This is a genomic window from Agromyces bauzanensis (assembly GCF_014645655.1).
In the GTDB taxonomy this organism is placed as follows: domain Bacteria; phylum Actinomycetota; class Actinomycetes; order Actinomycetales; family Microbacteriaceae; genus Agromyces; species Agromyces bauzanensis.
In genome coordinates this window covers 94,999-111,756 of the sequence record NZ_BMMD01000001.1, presented here as the reverse complement: position 1 = coordinate 111,756, position 16,758 = coordinate 94,999, and the positions used below count along the sequence as shown (strand labels likewise).

The 16,758-nt window shown below is 72.0% G+C and carries 19 protein-coding genes; 10 read left to right on the top strand and 9 right to left on the bottom strand.

What is annotated here, in order from left to right; genetic code table 11:
* The first annotated feature begins 1 nt into the window (after nt 1).
* The 4 genes from nadB to IEX31_RS00570 all read left to right on the top strand — a co-directional run bounded on the left by nadB (nt 2) and on the right by IEX31_RS00570 (nt 5,351).
* Nucleotides 2-1,549, top strand: coding sequence for an L-aspartate oxidase (gene nadB, locus IEX31_RS00585; RefSeq protein ID WP_188741494.1), 1,548 nt, complete (start codon nt 2-4; stop codon nt 1,547-1,549).
* Nucleotides 1,549-2,439 (top strand): carboxylating nicotinate-nucleotide diphosphorylase, encoded by an 891-nt coding sequence (gene nadC, locus IEX31_RS00580; RefSeq protein WP_188741493.1) that lies wholly within the window; start codon nt 1,549-1,551, stop codon nt 2,437-2,439. The genes nadB and nadC overlap by 1 nt, the downstream gene beginning before the upstream one ends.
* The gene (locus IEX31_RS00575) at nt 2,436-3,581 is read left to right on the top strand and encodes a cysteine desulfurase family protein (RefSeq protein WP_188741492.1); all 1,146 of its coding nucleotides are present in this window, start codon (nt 2,436-2,438) and stop codon (nt 3,579-3,581) included. The genes nadC and IEX31_RS00575 overlap by 4 nt, the downstream gene beginning before the upstream one ends.
* Nucleotides 3,582-3,845: 264 nt before the next feature.
* A complete protein-coding gene (locus IEX31_RS00570; protein WP_229662005.1) occupies nt 3,846-5,351 on the top strand; it encodes a DHA2 family efflux MFS transporter permease subunit in 1,506 nt (501 codons plus the stop codon).
* Nucleotides 5,352-5,410: 59 nt separating this feature from the next.
* On the opposite strand, the gene IEX31_RS00565 is transcribed toward IEX31_RS00570, so the two are convergent.
* A complete protein-coding gene (locus IEX31_RS00565) occupies nt 5,411-7,150 on the bottom strand; it encodes a VWA domain-containing protein (protein WP_188741491.1) in 1,740 nt (579 codons plus the stop codon).
* Between the two features lie 466 nt (nt 7,151-7,616).
* Here IEX31_RS00565 and IEX31_RS00560 point away from each other — a divergent pair, with 466 nt between their 5' ends.
* On the top strand, nt 7,617-8,186 hold the full coding sequence (locus IEX31_RS00560) for a carboxymuconolactone decarboxylase family protein (protein WP_188741490.1): 570 nt from the start codon (nt 7,617-7,619) through the stop codon (nt 8,184-8,186).
* 49 nt (nt 8,187-8,235) lie between these two features.
* Nucleotides 8,236-8,901 (top strand): phosphoribosyltransferase, encoded by a 666-nt coding sequence (locus IEX31_RS00555; protein WP_188741489.1) that lies wholly within the window; start codon nt 8,236-8,238, stop codon nt 8,899-8,901.
* A 22-nt stretch (nt 8,902-8,923) separates the two neighbouring features.
* Here the strand turns inward: IEX31_RS00555 and IEX31_RS00550 are convergent, their stop codons facing one another.
* Nucleotides 8,924-9,784: a putative protein N(5)-glutamine methyltransferase gene (locus IEX31_RS00550; RefSeq protein ID WP_188741488.1), complete on the bottom strand. Its 861-nt coding sequence runs from the start codon at nt 9,782-9,784 to the stop codon at nt 8,924-8,926.
* Between the two features lie 160 nt (nt 9,785-9,944).
* On the opposite strand from IEX31_RS00550, the gene IEX31_RS00545 reads away from it, so the two are divergent.
* Together IEX31_RS00545 and IEX31_RS00540 are read left to right on the top strand one after the other, a co-directional pair.
* Nucleotides 9,945-11,642, top strand: coding sequence for an anthranilate synthase family protein (locus tag IEX31_RS00545; protein ID WP_188741487.1), 1,698 nt, complete (start codon nt 9,945-9,947; stop codon nt 11,640-11,642).
* A 91-nt stretch (nt 11,643-11,733) separates the two neighbouring features.
* Complete coding sequence (locus tag IEX31_RS00540) at nt 11,734-12,270, top strand: hypothetical protein (protein ID WP_188741486.1); 537 nt, start codon at nt 11,734-11,736, stop codon at nt 12,268-12,270.
* A 47-nt stretch (nt 12,271-12,317) separates the two neighbouring features.
* On the opposite strand, the gene IEX31_RS00535 is transcribed toward IEX31_RS00540, so the two are convergent.
* The 4 genes from IEX31_RS00535 to IEX31_RS19380 form a co-directional block, all read right to left on the bottom strand.
* Nucleotides 12,318-12,803: a nucleoside deaminase gene (locus IEX31_RS00535; RefSeq protein WP_188741485.1), complete on the bottom strand. Its 486-nt coding sequence runs from the start codon at nt 12,801-12,803 to the stop codon at nt 12,318-12,320.
* Nucleotides 12,804-12,824: 21 nt separating this feature from the next.
* The gene (locus IEX31_RS00530; protein WP_188741484.1) at nt 12,825-13,007 is read right to left on the bottom strand and encodes a hypothetical protein; all 183 of its coding nucleotides are present in this window, start codon (nt 13,005-13,007) and stop codon (nt 12,825-12,827) included.
* An 88-nt stretch (nt 13,008-13,095) separates the two neighbouring features.
* A complete protein-coding gene (locus IEX31_RS00525) occupies nt 13,096-13,956 on the bottom strand; it encodes an Fpg/Nei family DNA glycosylase (protein WP_188741483.1) in 861 nt (286 codons plus the stop codon).
* Between the two features lie 12 nt (nt 13,957-13,968).
* The gene (locus tag IEX31_RS19380) at nt 13,969-14,139 is read right to left on the bottom strand and encodes a hypothetical protein (protein ID WP_188741482.1); all 171 of its coding nucleotides are present in this window, start codon (nt 14,137-14,139) and stop codon (nt 13,969-13,971) included.
* A gap of 125 nt (nt 14,140-14,264) precedes the next feature.
* On the opposite strand from IEX31_RS19380, the gene IEX31_RS00515 reads away from it, so the two are divergent.
* Nucleotides 14,265-14,492, top strand: a complete 228-nt coding sequence (locus IEX31_RS00515) for a winged helix DNA-binding protein (protein WP_229662004.1) — start codon at nt 14,265-14,267, stop codon at nt 14,490-14,492.
* A gap of 81 nt (nt 14,493-14,573) precedes the next feature.
* Nucleotides 14,574-14,957 carry a DUF4180 domain-containing protein gene (locus IEX31_RS00510; protein ID WP_188741481.1) on the top strand — a complete coding sequence of 128 codons (384 nt, stop codon included), beginning with the start codon at nt 14,574-14,576 and terminating at the stop codon, nt 14,955-14,957.
* A 42-nt stretch (nt 14,958-14,999) separates the two neighbouring features.
* On the opposite strand, the gene IEX31_RS00505 is transcribed toward IEX31_RS00510, so the two are convergent.
* From IEX31_RS00505 to IEX31_RS00495, 3 genes are all read right to left on the bottom strand, one after another.
* Nucleotides 15,000-15,926, bottom strand: coding sequence for a DNA-formamidopyrimidine glycosylase family protein (locus IEX31_RS00505; RefSeq protein WP_188741480.1), 927 nt, complete (start codon nt 15,924-15,926; stop codon nt 15,000-15,002).
* Nucleotides 15,927-16,131: 205 nt separating this feature from the next.
* The gene (locus IEX31_RS00500; protein WP_188741479.1) at nt 16,132-16,476 is read right to left on the bottom strand and encodes a type II toxin-antitoxin system PemK/MazF family toxin; all 345 of its coding nucleotides are present in this window, start codon (nt 16,474-16,476) and stop codon (nt 16,132-16,134) included.
* Nucleotides 16,470-16,709: a CopG family transcriptional regulator gene (locus IEX31_RS00495; RefSeq protein ID WP_188741478.1), complete on the bottom strand. Its 240-nt coding sequence runs from the start codon at nt 16,707-16,709 to the stop codon at nt 16,470-16,472. Before IEX31_RS00495 ends, IEX31_RS00500 begins: the two co-directional genes overlap by 7 nt.
* Between the last annotated feature and the right edge of the window lie 49 nt (nt 16,710-16,758).

Genomic DNA, 16,758 nt, shown 5'->3' with positions numbered 1-16,758 from the left:
CATGGTGCACGTCCTCGTCGTCGGCGGCGGCATCGCCGGGCTCTGGACGGCGGTGAAGGCCGCCGACGCCGGGCACACGGTCGAGCTCGTCACGAAGACGGCACTCGTCGACGGCAACACGCGGCACGCTCAGGGCGGCATCGCCGCGGCGCTCTTCCCCGACGATTCCACCGAGCGGCACTTCGACGACACGATCGCGGCCGGCGCGGGCCTCGCCGACCCCGAGGCCGTGCACGTTCTGGTCGACGAGGGCCCGGCGCGGGTACGCGACCTCATCCGGTTCGGTGTCGAGTTCGACCGCGGCGAGTCGGGCCTCGAGCGCGGGCTCGAGGCGGCGCACTCGCGCGCGCGCATCCTGCACGCGGGCGGCGACGCGACGGGCGCGGCGATCGAAGCGGCGCTCGTGGCGACCGTGCGGCGCCGGGCCGTGCGGATCGAGGAGGAGACAATGCTCGCCGACCTCCTCGTCGAGCGCGGCCGGGTCGTCGGGGCACGCCTGCTCGGAACATCCGGAACCGTCACCGAACGACCCGCCGACGTCGTGGTGCTCGCGACCGGGGGCAGCGGATGCCTCTACTGGCATACGACCAACCCGTCGGTCGCGACCGGCGATGGTGCGGCGGCCGCCTGGCGGGCCGGCGCGGCGGTCGCGGACCTGGAGTTCGTGCAGTTCCATCCAACCGCGCTGGATGCGCCCGGCACGCCGCTCATCTCGGAGGCGGTGCGCGGCGAGGGCGCCCTGCTCGTCGACGGCGACGGCGAGCGGTTCATGCTCGACGTGGACCCGCGCGGCGAGCTCGCACCGCGCGACGTCGTGGCGCGTGCCGTGTGGCGGCGCATGGCCGAGCAGGGCGGTGCGCCCGTGTTCCTCGACGCGACCGGCTTCGGGGCCACGTTCCTGGCGCAGCGGTTCCCGAGCCTCGACGCTGCGATCCGCGATGCCGGGTTCGACTGGTCGGCCGAGCCCGTGCCGATCACGCCCGCAGCGCACTACGCCATGGGCGGCGTCGTGACCGACCTCGACGGGCGCACGACGCTGCCCGGGCTCTTCGCCGTCGGCGAGACGGCCCGCTCGGGCGTGCACGGCGCCAACCGGCTGGCGTCGAATTCGCTGCTCGAGGCGGCCGTCTTCGCTGATCGGGCGGTGCGCGCGCTGGGCTCCCCGGCGCCTGAGCTCGATAGGCGTCGGACTACGTCCGGCGCTGCTCGATCACCGGTCCGGTCGTCGAGTAGCGCCGCCGGAGGCGACGCGTATCGAGACGCCGCGCGCATCGTCGACCGGGCCGAGCTGCAGCGGCTCATGTGGGAGCACGTCGGGCTCGAGCGCGTCGGGGAGGGCCTCGCTGCGGCATCCGCTCGACTCGCCACGTGGCGCGCGCCCGAGGTGCGCGACCGCCGCACCGCAGAGGACCGGAACCTGCTCGACCTGGCGCGGCTCACGGTGGCCGCCGCGCTCGCGCGCACGGAGAGCCGGGGCGCGCACTTCCGCACCGACGACGCGGTGACCGACGACCTCGCGACGATCGTCGCGGCCGGGGAGGCGGCTTGATGACCGGGATCCGCGAGATCGACCGCATCGTCGGCGCCGCCCTCGACGAGGACGCGCCGTGGGGCGACCTCACGAGCGAGACGCTCATCCCCGCTGCGGCGACCGCCACGGCCGAGCTCGTCGCCCGCGAGCCGGGCGTCGTGAGCGGCATCGAGGTGTTCGCCGCCGCGTTCCGCCTCGTCGATCCGCGCATCGTGGTGCAGCGGATCGCCGGTGACGGTGACCGGTTCGCGGCGGGCGAGGTGCTCGCGCGGGTGCAGGGGCCGGCTCGCGGCATCCTCACCGCCGAGCGGGTGGCCCTCAACCTGCTGCAGCGCATGTCGGGCGTCGCCACGCTCACCGCGCGCTACGTCGACGCGGTCGCCGGCACGAGCGCGCGCATCGTCGACACCCGCAAGACCACCCCCGGCCTGCGCAGCCTCGAGCGCCAGGCGGTCCGGGACGGCGGCGGCCGCAACCACCGCCGCTCGCTCTCCGACGCGATCATGGCGAAGGACAACCACTTGGCGGTGCTCACCGCCAGCGGCCGCGACCTCGCCACCGCGCTCCGCGAGGCACGCGAGCGGATGCCGCACACCGCCCACCTCGAGGTCGAGGTCGACCGGCTCGACCAGCTCGACGCGGTCCTCGCCGGCTGTGCCGACACGATCATGCTCGACAACCTCGACCTCGACGACCTGCGGGAGGGCGTCGCGCGCATCGGCGGACGGGCCGTGGTCGAGGCATCCGGCGGCGTCTCGCTCGAATCGGTCGGCGCGATCGCCGCCACGGGCGTCGACGTGATCTCGGTCGGCGCGCTCACGCACTCCGCCCGCGCGCTCGACCTCGGGCTCGACGTGGTGATCGAGGCGCCGGCGGACGGGAGCCGAGCCTCCGAGGACTCCACGTGATCTTCCTCGACCACGCCGCGACGACCCCCGTGCGACGGGAGGCGCTCGAGGCGATGTGGCCGTTCCTCACCAATGCTTTCGGCAACCCGTCGAGCCATCACGGGCTCGGCGACGAGGCGGCGCGTGCGCTCGCGGCGGCCCGCGCCGAGGTGGCCGCGGTCATCGGATGCCGCCCCGGAGACGTGGTGTTCGCGAGCGGCGGCACCGAGGCCGACAACCTCGCGATCAAGGGCATCGCGCTCGCGAACCCGCGCGGCCGCCACATCGTGGTGACGCCGATCGAGCACGAGGCGGTGCTGGAGTCGGCCGATCACCTGGCGCGGGTGCACGGGTTCCACGTCACCTTCGTCGACGTCGACGAGCACGGGCTCGTGCATCCCGAGGCGCTCGCGCGCGTCATCCGCGCGGACACCACGCTCGTCTCGGTGCAGCTCGCCAACAACGAGATCGGCACGGTGCAGCCCATCGCCGAACTCGCGGCGATCGCGCACGCGTCGGGCTCGGCGATGCACACCGACGCCGTGCAGGCCGCCGGCTGGCTCCCGCTCTCCCTCCGCGCGCTCGGCGTCGACGCGATGTCGCTCGCCGGCCACAAGGTCGGGGCCCCCAAGGGCACGGGCGCGCTCGTCGTGCGCGGCCGCGTCCCGCTCGAGCCCGTGCTGCACGGCGGCGGTCAGGAGCGCGGCCGCCGGTCGGGCACCGAGAACGTCGCCGGCGCCGTCGCGTTCGCGACCGCGCTGCGGCTCGCCGACGGCGAGCGGGCGGATGCCGCGGCCCGCGTCGGCGCGCTCGCCGCCGACCTCGTGGCGCGGGTCACGGCCGAGGTGCCCTGGGCACGGCTCACGGGCGACCCCGTGCGGCGACTGCCGGGCACCGTCTCGTTCGTCTTCCCTGGGACGAGCGGCGAAGCGGTGCTGCTGGAGCTCGAGCGCCAGGGCGTGGTCTGCTCGAGCGGGTCGGCGTGCGCCGCGGGCAGCGACGAGCCGTCGCACGTGCTCACCGCCATCGGCGTGCCCGGCGAGCTCGCGCAGACGGCCGTGCGCTTCACGCTCGGCGCCGAGACCACGGCCGACGAGATCGCCGAGGCCGCGGCATCCGTGGCCCGGGCGGTGTCGGTGGTGCGCGATATCGTCGCGCCATGACCGATCCCACCGCCATCCCGGCCGACGACGAGCCGATCGCCACGTTCTGACCGTCGGCCTCCGGCACCGACACGGTCGCACGGCGCGCGACGCATTTCCATACGTTCCGATTCATCCGGCGATCTGGGAATAGCACGTCGTCCGAGGCCGGTTGTCCCCCATGTTCGATTGTTCGACGCTCTTCTCCGGCGCAGCCTGCGCCGAACTCGATTGGATGCCCTTCTCTTGACAGAACGCACCGCTTCCCATCTCGATGACGTCGTCGTGCCGGACCACGACGACGACTTCCAAGAACACTCCGACGCCGAGGCGTTGCACGGAGCCCGGAACAACCGGGTCATCTGGTTGCTCCTCGCCGCCACGTTCGTCGTCTTCCTCAACGAGACGATCATGGGTGTGGCGATCCCGCACCTCGTCGACGACCTCGACATCACCCTGTCGGCCGCGCAGTGGCTGACCACGGCGTTCATGCTGACCATGGCCGTCGTCATCCCGATCACCGGCTTCCTGCTGCAGCGGTTCGCGACGCGGCCCATGTTCATCGCCGCGATGAGCCTGTTCTCGTCGGGCACGCTCATCGCCGCCCTCGCGCCCGGCTTCGAGGTGCTGCTGCTCGCGCGCGTGGTGCAGGCGACGGGTACGGCGATCATGATGCCGCTGCTCATGACGACCCTCATGACGCTGGTGCTCCCATCCGACCGCGGCCGCATCATGGGTCGCGTCTCGATCGTGATGTCCGTCGCACCCGCCATCGGGCCGACGATCTCGGGCCTCATCCTGAACTTCCTGTCGTGGCGGTTCATGTTCTGGCTCGTGCTACCCATCGCACTCGTGATGCTCGTCATCGGCATGCGTCGCGTCGAGAACGTCAGCGAGACGCGCGTCATCCCCATCGACGTATTCTCGATCGTGCTGTCGGCGTTCGGCTTCGGCGGCCTGGTCTACGGCCTGAGCCTCGTGGGCGGCGCCGTGAGCGGCACCGATGCGGCGGCAGCGCCGCAGATGTGGATCGCGCTCGCCGTGGGTACCCTGGGCGTCGCCGCGTTCATCGTGCGCCAGCTCTTCCTGCAGCGCCGCGACCGGGCGCTGCTCGACCTGCGCACCTTCCGCACCCGCAACTTCTCGGTGTCGGTGGGGCTCATGGCCGTGATGATGGCGGCCCTGTTCGGCACGATCATCCTCCTGCCGGTCTACCTGCAGGACGTGCTGCACCTCGAGCCGGTGTATACCGGACTGCTGCTCCTGCCCGGCGGCCTGATCATGGGACTCCTGGGCCCCACCGTCGGCCGGCTCTACGACCGCGTCGGGCCGACGCCGCTGCTCGTGCCGGGCTCGATCGTCGTGAGCGGCGTCCTGTGGTCGCTCACACTCGTGACCGAGCAGACATCGCCGTGGATGCTCCTCGCGGCGCACATTGCGCTCTCGGCCGCGTTGGCCTTCATGTTCACGCCCCTGTTCACGTCGGCGCTGGGGTCGATCGAGCCGCGCTTCTACTCGCACGGCTCGGCGACCGTCGGCACGATTCAGCAGGTCGCGGGCGCTGCCGGCACCGCGCTGTTCATCACGGTGATGACCTCGCGCACCGCCAGCGCGGCGACGACGGGCGCGACCGCAGAGGTCGCGGCAGCCGCCGGCATCCGGAGCGCGTTCCTCGTGGGCGCGATCCTCTCGCTCGTCGCGATCGTCGGCGCGTTCCTCGTGCGCAGGCCGGCCGACATGATGGCCGGCGCGCATGCCGAGCACGGGAGCGACGAGGCCACCGTCGCCTGACCGCCTGATCGACCGCGAAGGGCCCGGCGCGAGCCGGGCCGTTCGTCGTGCCACTCGTGTCAGCCGCAGTTCGGGCGGCACGTGCGCTGCGACAGCGCGTCGACCAGCACGATGCCGAGGTCCTCGGGCTTCGAGGCGGAGTACGCCGCACCCTTCGTCGCCTGTGCGATGCGCTGCATCGCCGCGAGGTCGGTGTCGGGGCCGAACCCGATCATGATGACCGCGACGGGCTTCGTCGGGTCGTCGATCTTGGCGAGCTCCGCGAGCAGCGTGTCGAGGTCGATGCCGTTCTCGTCCTCGTTCTTGCCGTCGGTGATGACGAGCACCGTGTTGACCTTCTCGGGGTCGTACGACTCACGCACCCGCTGCACGGCGGCGAGCGTCGTGTCGTAGAGCCCGGTGGCACCGCCGAGCCGGCCGGGCAGCGACTGGATGATCCCGGCGACCTCCTGCTTGTGCGCGAGGTCGGCAAGCGGCGCGATGGGCGAGAGGTCCTCGTAGTCCAGGTCGCCGTTGCGCGCGGTCGAAAAGACCCAGACGCCGAGCTCGACCTCGCCCGAGAACTTCTCCATGGCGCCCACGGCCGCCTGCTGGAAGATGTCGATACGGCGCAGGCCGTTCTCGGCGGGCTCCTCCATCGAGCCCGAGACGTCGATCACCGCGAGCATGCGCGACCGCAGCGTCAGCACGCCCCACGCACGCAGGACCTCGAGCTGCGCTCCGGCGTCGAGCTTCGCCTCCGCGGCCGGGGGCGCCTCGGCGGCGAGGCCGGGCACGTCGAGGGCGCCGGTCCCGTCCGAGGCGCGGAATCCCGCGGCCGCGAGCTGATCGGCCCCGTCGCGCACGGTCGCCTCGAACGCCTCGACGAGCTCGGCGTGCGACGGGGCGGCGCCGTCGCCCGCGGCTCCCACGTTGCCGGCGTCGGCATCCGTGTCGTCCGCATCGGCAGCGACGTCACCCGACGTGGACAGTCGCACGAACGGGTAGTCGAGGAGCACCGTCCCGTCGGCGGGATACGCGGCCACGAGCGTCTCGGCCGGCTCGTCGAGGTTGTAGGCGGCCACCTGGGCCTCGGTGGTGACGACGACGCTCGGCTGCGGTGCCGTGGCGAGCGACCCGAAGGCCGCGCTCGTGGAGGCGGGGATGGACTTACCGAGTTCGATCATCGCGCCGGCGAACTGCCGGGGGTCGTCGGGCGAGGAGTGGCCGCGCAGGGCGAGCAGGCCGGCGAGGCTCGCCGACGAAGCCGCGGGGTCGGGCAGAACGGTGGGCAGTGTTCCCGACAGGACGCGGGCCCAGGTCACGGGCTCGGTCGCGATCTGCGCAGCCCTGGTGGCCGGCGCCGCGAACACGACGGGCGTCGACGCGACGGGCTCGCCGATCTGCGTCTCGGGCGCACTCCGCCCGAGCGACGCCGCGGTGGCGACCGTGCGATCGAGCCAGACGCTGGACTCGGGTACCCACACGTCGGCGACGAGGCTTCCGGCGGCGAGCACGGCCGAGGTGTCGGCGGAGTCCTGAGCCCTCACCACCGTGTCGACGCAGGCCTCGGACGCGGCGTCGAAGTCCTCCGCGATCTCGGTGATGGCCGGTGCGATCGAGGTGTCCGCGACGACGATGAGCTGCTCGTCATCGACGCAGCCCACCTCGGCAACGGCGAAGATGGGGTTCAGATACCCGCCGACCCAGAGGAAGACGCCGGTGGCGACGACGCCGACGACGGCGGTGGCGGCGATGAGGGACAGGATGAGCGCGCGGCCCGGCCTCTTCGCCGGGGCCCTGATGCTGTGACGCCCCACGAACACTCCAAGCCCGACGACGCCGTGGCCTCGCCGATTCCCTGTCGGGACGGGTTCCCCCGGTCCTGGGGGAAGGATTTCCTCAGTGTAAGCGACCCGCCCACGAACGCGAACTTCGCTCGCATCGCTCCCGGGCATGGGAAAACGCGGGTCGGATGACCCCCAGTCATCCGACCCGCTCCCCCGCCCTGGGCGTCGACCCCTCAGTCGGCGCGCAGGCGTCTTCGGTTTCCCAGTCCGGCCCACTGCGTCCGGGTGCTCCCCTGATCCGTGGCATTGCGCCGTTCGTAGCAACGACGCTAGGTCCCCGGTTCTCCGCGGCGAAAGGGGTTGACGATGGGATGGCCGCCCGCTAGAGAAAGGGACGAAGCGCATGCCTGAAGGCGCCCCCGCGAGTGCTGGCGTCGACCGTTGCGACGTGCCAGCATGAAACGCACGCGACACCACGAGACCGAGGCACTGCCGAATGACGATCATCCGAACCATCCCCGAGAGCGAGGCCGTCGGCGACGTCGCGGCCCTCTATGCCGAAGACCTCGAGGTCGTCGGCTATGTGCCGACGCACACGAAGGCCATGGCATTGAACCCGGCCGCTTCCCGGGCGTTCGAGGCGCTCATCCGGTCGGTCGCCAAGCCGCTCGGCCTGCGGCGGTACGAACTGGTCACGCTGGCCGCAGCCCGCGGAACGCGGTCGAAGCACTGCCGGCTCGCGCACGGCGTGAAGGCGCTCAGGGTGTTCGGCGAGGAACAGCTCGAACGCATCGCCCGCGACTACACCGACGCCGGGCTCTCCGACGCCGAGGTCGAGATGATGCGGTTCGCCGAGCAGGTGGGCCGGGATGCCGCTGAGCTGACGGACGTCGACGCGCAGCGGCTCCGGGATGCGGGCTTCAGCGACCAGGAGATCGTGGACATCACGATCGCGGCGTCGGCCCGCGTGTACTACGGCAGCGCGCTGCTGGCCCTCGGCGTCGAGGTCGACCTGCCGCCGATGCTCAGCGAACCGCTCCGGGCCGCGCTCGTCGACGGTCTCTAGGGGCCGACGCCGCGGTCGGGCCCGCGTCCGTGGAACGAGGGAGGACGACATGGACTACTTCAACGACCGGCGGGACGCAGGTCGGCGCCTCGCGGAGGCGTTCGAGGGCCGCGAGCTCGATCGACCCGTCGTGCTCGGACTCCCCCGCGGCGGCGTGCCCGTCGCCGCGGAACTCGCACGGGCCCTCGGCGCGCCGCTCGACGTGCTCGTGGTGCGCAAGCTCGGACTCCCGCGTCAGCCCGAGGTCGCCATGGGGGCGATCGGCGAGCGAGGTGCCCGGGTGCTGAACGACGACGTGCTGCGCTCCGGCGGTGTCTCGGACGGAGAGCTCGCGGCGGTCGAGCGCCGAGAGCGGGCCGAGCTCGAGGCGCGGGTCGCGCGGTTCCGCGGCGGCGCACCGCCCGTTGACCTCACCGGGCGCACGGCCGTCATCGTCGACGACGGCGTCGCCACCGGGGCGACGGCTCGGGTGGCCTGCATGGTCGCACGGGAACTCGGCGCGGCATCCGTGATCCTCGCGACACCGGTCGGCGCACCCGACAGCATCGCCGAGATCGCCGCGATGCCCGAGGTCGACGAGGTCGTGTGCCTGTCGAGGCCCCGCGGGTTCATGGCCGTCGGCATGCACTACCTCGACTTCTCGCAGACGACGGATACCGAGGTGCAGGCGATCCTGGCCGAAGCGCACTCGGGCGGCGGCGGTTCGCCGACCTGATCGCGACGCGTCGCGGCGGGGCTCAGCGTCGCCCGACGACGACCGTCGCCGCGATCTCGTCGTCGTGCAGGATGCGGGCGTCGAGTCCGCCCGCCGCGACGAGCGCGGCCGTCGTCGCGGCCTGCTGCCGGCTCGTCTCGATGAGCAGGTGGCCGTCCGGAGCGAGCCAGTCGCGAGCGGATGCCGCGACGAGGCGGTGCACGTCGAGCCCGTCGACGCCGCCGTCGAGCGCCATGCGCGCCTCGTGGTCCCGCGCCTCGGGCGGCATCATGCCGACGTCGTCGGTCGGCACGTAGGGCGCGTTCACTGCGAGCACGTCGACCTCCCCGCGGAGCTCAGCGGGGAGGGCGTCGTAAAGGTCGCCCTCGACCACCAGGGCCCCGAGCGGCTCGAGGTTGTGGCGCGCCGCACGCACCGCGGCCGGGTCGAGGTCGGCGGCCACGAGCCGCATCGGAACCGCAGCATGCGCGACCGCGGCACCGATCGCGCCGGCGCCGCAGCAGAGGTCGACCACGACCGGATCGCGATCCGGGCGCGCCGCAGCTCGGGCCAGCCGGCCTGCCTCGGCCGCAAGGAATTCGGTGCGGCGGCGCGGCACGAACACGCCCGGCTCGAGCAGAATTCGCAGGCCCGCGAACTCCGCCCAGCCGAGCACCTGCTCGAGCGGCTCGCCCGCCACGCGCCGCTCGACGAGCCGCTCGAGCTCGGCCGGAGCATCGGGATGCCCCATGGCGGCCGCCACGAGGAGCACAGCCTCGTCCTCGGCGAAGACGCAGCCGGCGGCGCGCAGCCGGGCGACGGTCCGATCGTCGGGCGTCGAGGGCGTCGCGGGCGTTGCAGAGGTCGCGGGATCGGACGGAGTCGAGGGGACGGTGGGAGGCATGTGCGACCAATGCTAGAGTGCAACGCATGACCGCGTCGACCCGCACCTGGTGGCCCGCCTCCTAGGCGGACTCCACGTTTCGACGTACGACGACCGCCCGAGGGCGGTCGTTTCGCGTTGCAGCGGGATGCTCCGGCCGAGGGCCCGACCGGAGGCCCACATGACCCGCCTGCTCACCTCGCTCGACGCCGCGAGCCAGACCCCGCCGTTCGTGGTGATCCACCGCGAGCACGAATCCAAGCTCGACGTGCTCGTCGGCGACGTCGTCGATGTCGACCTGCTCGCCGGCATCCCGCTCGACGGCGCCGAGGTGCTCGCGCTCGTGCCGTTCCGGCAGGTGCGCGAGCGCGGCTTCGCAGCCCACGACGACGGGGCGCCCATCCGCTGCCTCGTCGTTCGCGAGCGCGAATCGGTGCCGCTCGCCGAGGCGATCGGGCTGCTGCCGCGGCATCCGGTGATCGTCGACGACCTCGACGTCGACGTGAGCGACGCCGACTACGCGGCGACCGTGCGACGGGTCATCGCCGAGGAGATCGGCCGCGGCGAGGGCGCCAGTTTCGTCATCCGGCGCGAGTTCACCGGAACGACGGATGCCGCGCCAGCGACGGCCGTGCTCGGCTGGATGCGGGCGCTGCTCGAGCACGAGTCGGGCGCCTACTGGACCTTCGCCCTGCACACCCCTGGCCTTGCAGCGGTAGGCGCGACGCCCGAGCGGCATGTGTCCTCGATCGACGGGACGGTGTCGATGAACCCGATCAGCGGCACGTTCCGGCACGGCGACGAGGCATCCGACGACGACCGTTTCCTGTCCTTCCTGCACGACGTCAAGGAGCGCGAGGAGCTCGTCATGGTCGTCGACGAGGAGCTCAAGATGATGAGCGCCGTCTGCCCCGACGGCGGTCGCATCCGTGGTCCGTTCCTGAAGCGGATGTCCCGGCTCACGCACACCGAGTACCTGCTCGAGGGGCGTTCCGAGCTCGATCCGCGCGAGGTCCTGCGTCGCACGATGTTCGCGCCCACCGTGACCGGGTCGCCCCTCGGCAACGCCTGCGCCGTGATCGCGCGCCACGAGGCGACGCCGCGGGGATACTACGCGGGGGTGCTGGCGCGGTTCACTCCGCGCGGCGGGGGCTACGACCTCGATGCGCCGATCCTCATCCGCACGGCGTATCTCGGGGCCGGCGGGCGGGTGAGGGTGCCGGTGGGCGCGACGCTCGTGCGTCACTCCGATCCGGCCGGCGAGGTCGCCGAGGCGCTCGTCGTCGATGCGAACGACGACTTCACCACGATGCTCGCCCACCAGCTGCGCCACCTCGGGGTGGCCGCGCGGGTCGTGCCGTGGCACGAGGCGGCGCTCGTGGCATCCGAGGGTCTCGTGGTCTTCGGTCCCGGCCCGGGCGACCCGCGGAACCGGGCCGACCCGCGGGTCGCGCGGCTACGCGAGCTCATCATGGCGCGGCTCGCGTCGGGACGCCCGATGCTCGCGGTCTGCCTCAGCCACCAGGTGCTCGCCGACCTCGCCGGGCTCCCGCTCTCGCCGCTGCCCGTGCCGCGACAGGGGCTGCAGCTCGAGGTGGAGGTGTTCGGGCGGGCCGCGGCGATCGCCTTCTACAACACGTTCTCGGCCGTCGCGCCGAATGGCTCGACGACCCCGGCCCGGGACCTCGAGGTGGCGTCGGATGCCACGACGGGCGTCGTGCACGCGCTGCGCGGTGCGGGCGTGGCCTCCGTGCAGGGCCACCTCGAATCGGTCACGTCGCCCGACGGCCTGGCCACGCTCGAGCGCCTGCTCGACGGACTTCTGCCTGATGAAGAGGTGATTCCCCGGCACGTCACCCTCGCGAGCGCGCGCCGATGATCCCGCACTCGCCGGGGTTTGGCAAGGCATTGCGGCAATTCGTCCGTACGGAGTTCACTGGTGCCGACCCGACCCGAGGAGGCGGATTTCCGTGGAAACCAGCACCATCGTCTGGATCATCGTCGGCATCATCGTCGTCATCGCGATCGTCGTCGTCGTCTGGCTCCTGACCAGCCGGCAACGTCGCGAGGCGCAGCTCGAATCCGAGCGCAGGAAGGCCGCGGAACTGCGGCAGAGCGCACAGGAGGCCGATGTTGCGCGGCGCGAGCGCGAGGCCGAAGCCGCTCGGGCGGCCGCGGCGGCGAAGCAGGCCGAGGCAGACGCCGCGCAGGCCCGGCTCGACTCGGAGCGGTTCGCGCGCGAGAGCACCAGCCACCGGTCCGACGCGGAGAAGCTGCGCGCCGAGGCCGAGGAGCGGTTGCAGGAGGCCGATACGGTCGACCCCGACGTCGACGCAGATCGACGCGACGCCGCGACGACCGCGGAGCGCGGCACCGTGCGCGACGAGCACGAGGCGGCCCGTCGCGAACAGGACGCGGCGTACGCGGCCGACACCGCGAACCGCGACCGCGACAGCCGCGCCGACACGACGCCGAATCGCAACACCGATACCGGCCGACGCGTCTGACGGTTCGTGACGACCGGGCGGCGGAGCACCCACTCCGCCACCCTTCGTCATGCCGAGGCGGCGTGGTGCTCGATGAGCACCCGCACCTCCTCGACCAGGTCCGCGACGGGGCCGTCGACACGCAGGGCGGGCGCCACCGTGGAGATCGGGAGCGTCGCGACCGGCGACGACGCCGCACCCACCGCCGCCCGCCACGACGCGATCTGCTCGGCCGACGCGACGTAGACGATGCGCCCGAGTCCGACCCAGGCGTGCGCGGCGGCGCACATCGCGCAGTGCTCCCCCGACGTGTACACTGTAGCGGCCGCGCGCTGCGCGGGCGTCAGCTGAGTGACCGCCCACCGTGCGATCTCGAACTCGGGATGCCGCGTCGGGTCGCCGGTGGTCGCCTCCCGATTGCGATCGGCGAAACGCTCGATGCCCGCCGCATCGACGAGCACCGAGCCGAACGGGCTGTCGCCCGACTCGGCGGCCTCCCGCGCGAGCTCGACCGTGCGGCGGAGGTGGACGAGATCGGTCTCGGTGATTCCCATGTCTCGAGTCTGCCGCGGACGTCAGCCGAGCGCGATGACCGCGTCGAGGGTCTCGGCGTCGAGTGGTCGGTCGGCGAAGAAGAGGCGCTCGAGGTGGGTCGAGTCATCGGGACCGACGGGCGCCTCGCTCGAGGTGCCCCGCCAGGCGAGCGTGAGGTCGACGCGCTCGAGCACCCGCACCGAGGCGGGATTGCTCGCGGGCACGCGGACCGTGACGGGCGTCTCGGGCCGGATGGACCGCGCCGCGGCGAGCGCGACGCCGGCCGCCTCGAGAGCGAAGCGGGCCGCGCCGCTACTTGAGCAGTCGCGACAGCACCCGGTCGGCGAGCGGCTTGCCGCCGGTCTGGCAGGTCGGGCAGTACTGGAACGTCGAGTCGGCGAAGATCACCTCGCGCACGGTGTCGCCGCACACCGGGCACGGTTCGCCCGTGCGGCCGTGCACCTGCATGCGCGTGCGCTTCGAGTCCTTGAGCTCGTCGGGGCGCTTGCCGGCCGCCGCGTCGATCGCGTCGGCGAGCGTGTCGCGCAGGGCGTGGTAGAGCCGCTCGACGTCGTCGGTCTTCAGCTTCGCGGCGAGCGCATACGGCGACATCCGGGCGTTATGCAGGATCTCGTCGGAGTAGGCGTTGCCGACGCCAGCGAAGATCGACTGGTCGCGCAGGAGGCCCTTGACCTGCGTGCGCCGACCGGCGAGGATCGCTGCGAAGTCGTCGAGCGTGAACCCGGGTGCCGTGGGGTCGGGGCCTAACCGGGCGATGCCCGGCACCTCGGCGGGGTCGCGCACGACGTAGACGGCGAGCGACTTCTTCGTGCCCGCCTCGGTGAGATCGAACCCCGAGCCGTCGTCGAGGCGCATGCGCAGGGCGATGGGCGACTTGCCCGGCTTGATCACCGTCTTCGGCAGCTCGTCGTACCATCGCAGCCATCCGGCGCGCGCGAGGTGGAACACGAGGCGCAGCCCGCCGACCTCGAGGTCGACGAACTTTCCGTGCCGGGATGCCGCGTCGATCGTGCGCCCGGTGAGCTCCTGCAGGGGTGGATCGAATGTCTTCAGCGCCGAGATCGCCGCGACCGAGGCGCCCACGACGGCACGGCCCACCGCGCGCTCGTGGAGAAACCCCACGAGCGCGTCCACCTCGGGCAGCTCAGGCACGCTGCAATCGTCTCACCGTCTGCCGACATCCGGCGCGCGGAATCCGAGGATCGTCGGGTGATCGATCCCATCGCCCTGTGAGTACTCGAGCGCAACGGGTTCACGCACACCGGCTTCGCGCCGGGCTCCCTCAAGATCACCGGCCGATGGCAGGACCACGAGCTCTTCCAGCGCATCCTGCATGACTGAACCGCGAGTGCGTTCAGCTCACCCGACCGGACGGGGCGAGCCGTCGCGATTCCGCCTGCCCCGCGGCATCGGGCCGGGAACGCCTCGCCCCGATGCCACCTCACCGACGACCTCGTGCGGTGTACGGCACCTTCGGTCTCTCAGAGGGCGAGTTCGACGTGCTCGCCACCCTGCGCCGTGCGGGGGCGCCGTTCGAGCGCACGCCGAAGGGGCGTGAGCTCATCGACAAGGCGTTCGCCGCGCACGTGGCGAACGAACGAGGCCTCCTCGACGAAGCCCTCTCGCCGTCGGATGCCGCCGCGCTCGAGCAGGTGCTCACGACGTGGCTCGCGATCTACGAGTCCTGAACGAGCGCCACGGTGGAAGACGTGCGTCACGCTGTGGATGAACGGCGTCACGAGCACCGAGACCACGTTAGGGTCGAAGCCATGCGCACCGACGAACTCAGTGGCGTCCGCGTCCTCTACCTCGACGCCGAGGGCGACCCCATCTCGACCCCCGACGACGCGGCCGACCTGGTCGGCAGCGCCTGGTCGCATCGTGCGACCCTGGTCGCGGTCCCGGTCGAGCGCCTCGATGCGAAGTTCTTCAACCTGCGCTCGGGCCTCGCCGGCGAGATCACGCAGAAGGTCGTGAACTACCGGTTGCAGCTCGCGGTGATCGGCGACATCGGCACGCAGCTCGAGAAGAGCACGGCGCTGCGCGACTACGTGCGCGAGTCGAATGCGGGCGACCACGTCTGGTTCCTCGACGACGAACCCTCGCTCGCCGACAAGCTCGCCCGTCGCGCGGCACGCGCCACGGCCCGCTGAGGTTCGAGGCTCGGCGCCCCCCGCTCAATCGGCGCGTGCCGCTCACTCGGCGCGTGAAGGCGATCGGTCGGATGCCTCCGACAGCAGCACGCCGCCGGTCTGGCAGGTCGGGGAGTACTGCGCCGTCGTGCTCCCGAACGCGAAGTCGCGGATGGTGTCGCCGCAGCGCGGACACGGCTCCCCCGCACGGCCGTGCACCCGCATCGCCGCGACCTTGACCTCCTTGAGCCGATCGATCGGCACGCCGTGCCGCGCCTCGATCGCCGACGAGATGACGCCGACGGTCGCCTCGAAGAGGCGTTCGCGCTCGGCTTCGGTGAGCGCGGACGCGTGCACGACGGGTGACAGCCGCGCCTCGTGCAGGATCTCGTCGGAGTAGGCGTTGCCGATGCCGGCGAGCGACTCCTGGTCTTGCAGGACGGCCTTCAGCTGCTTGCGACGACCGACGACGACCCGATCGAGGTCCTCCCTCGAGAAGCCCGGATCACCCGGGTCGGGCCCGAGCTTGGCGACCGCCGGCACCTCGACGGGATCGTCGACCACCCAGCAGCCGAGCGACACCCAGCTGCCCGCGTCGGTGAACTCGAGGGTGTTGCCGTCGTCGAAGGCCATCGCCACGAGCGTCGGTGGCGGCGGTTCAGCGGATGCCTCGGCAGGGACGGTGCCCGCGGTGGCCTGATCGACGGCGGCGCCCACGCCGGGGCCGCCGTCGGCGTCGGCCTCGCGCCATCGCGCCCAACCGTGCCGGCCGAGGGAGACGACGAGATGCTGGGATGCCCCCACGGCGAGGTCGAGGAGCTTGCCGTGACGCGCGACATCCGTCACGTGCTCGCCGACCAGACCCGAAGGCGGTCGCGCTCGCGTCTTGATCGTGCGGAACTCGACGACGTCGACCTCGGTGATCGCGCGCCCGCGGAGCCGCGCACCGAGTTCGTCGGCGAGCGCCTGCACCTCAGGCGATTCCGGCATGACGCCAGCATGGCACACGCCACCCACCCTCGAATCGGCGCATCAGGATGCCTCGGAGGACCTGCGCCGTGGCATACGGCGGCTCACCGGTGAGTCGCCGCCCGGGTTCCGGCCGGAACGCCACCACGTCGAGCCCCGCCTGCGCGACGAGCATCAGGACGGCCCTGCGCCGGAGCGAATTCGCCGTCGATCGGGCTCGGACGGGTCAGACGTCGAGCACCTCGCGGAGGCCGGCATCGATGTCTCGCATCAGGTACTCCGGAATGCCGCCGACGACCTCGTCTTCGAGCCGATGACGGTCCACCGTGGCGAGGGCGGTCACGTTCACGACTCCGTCCTTCGGAAGTCCAGTCGCGGACGCGGGCAGGAACACGTTGCCGGGCATCTGCGCAAGCGCGGTGTTCGACGTGAGCACGACGACGATGACCGTCTGGAGACGGGAGCGGTTGAAGGCGTCGCCCTGGATGACGACAACCGGCCGACGAAATCCGGGTTCCGATCCGATGGGCTGTCCGAGATCGACCCAGCGAACCTGCCCGCGGCTCACCATTCGGCGCGACGCAGCGTGTCGAGTCCGGCCCGGCCGGCGACCTGGTTCGAGTCGTCTCCGCCCGCGGCATCGAGGGCTGCGTCGATCTGGTGCGTCACCGATGACTCCTCGAGCTGCTTCGCATACGAGTCCGCGGCCGCGCTCATGAACTGGGAGAAGTTCATGCGCGACCGCTTGGCAGCCGACCTGGCTCGCTTCTCGGTCGAGTCCGGGATCGAGATCGTCACCTTCATCACACGAGTATAACCCGGTCATACCGGGTCTGGTGGTACTCGGTCATAC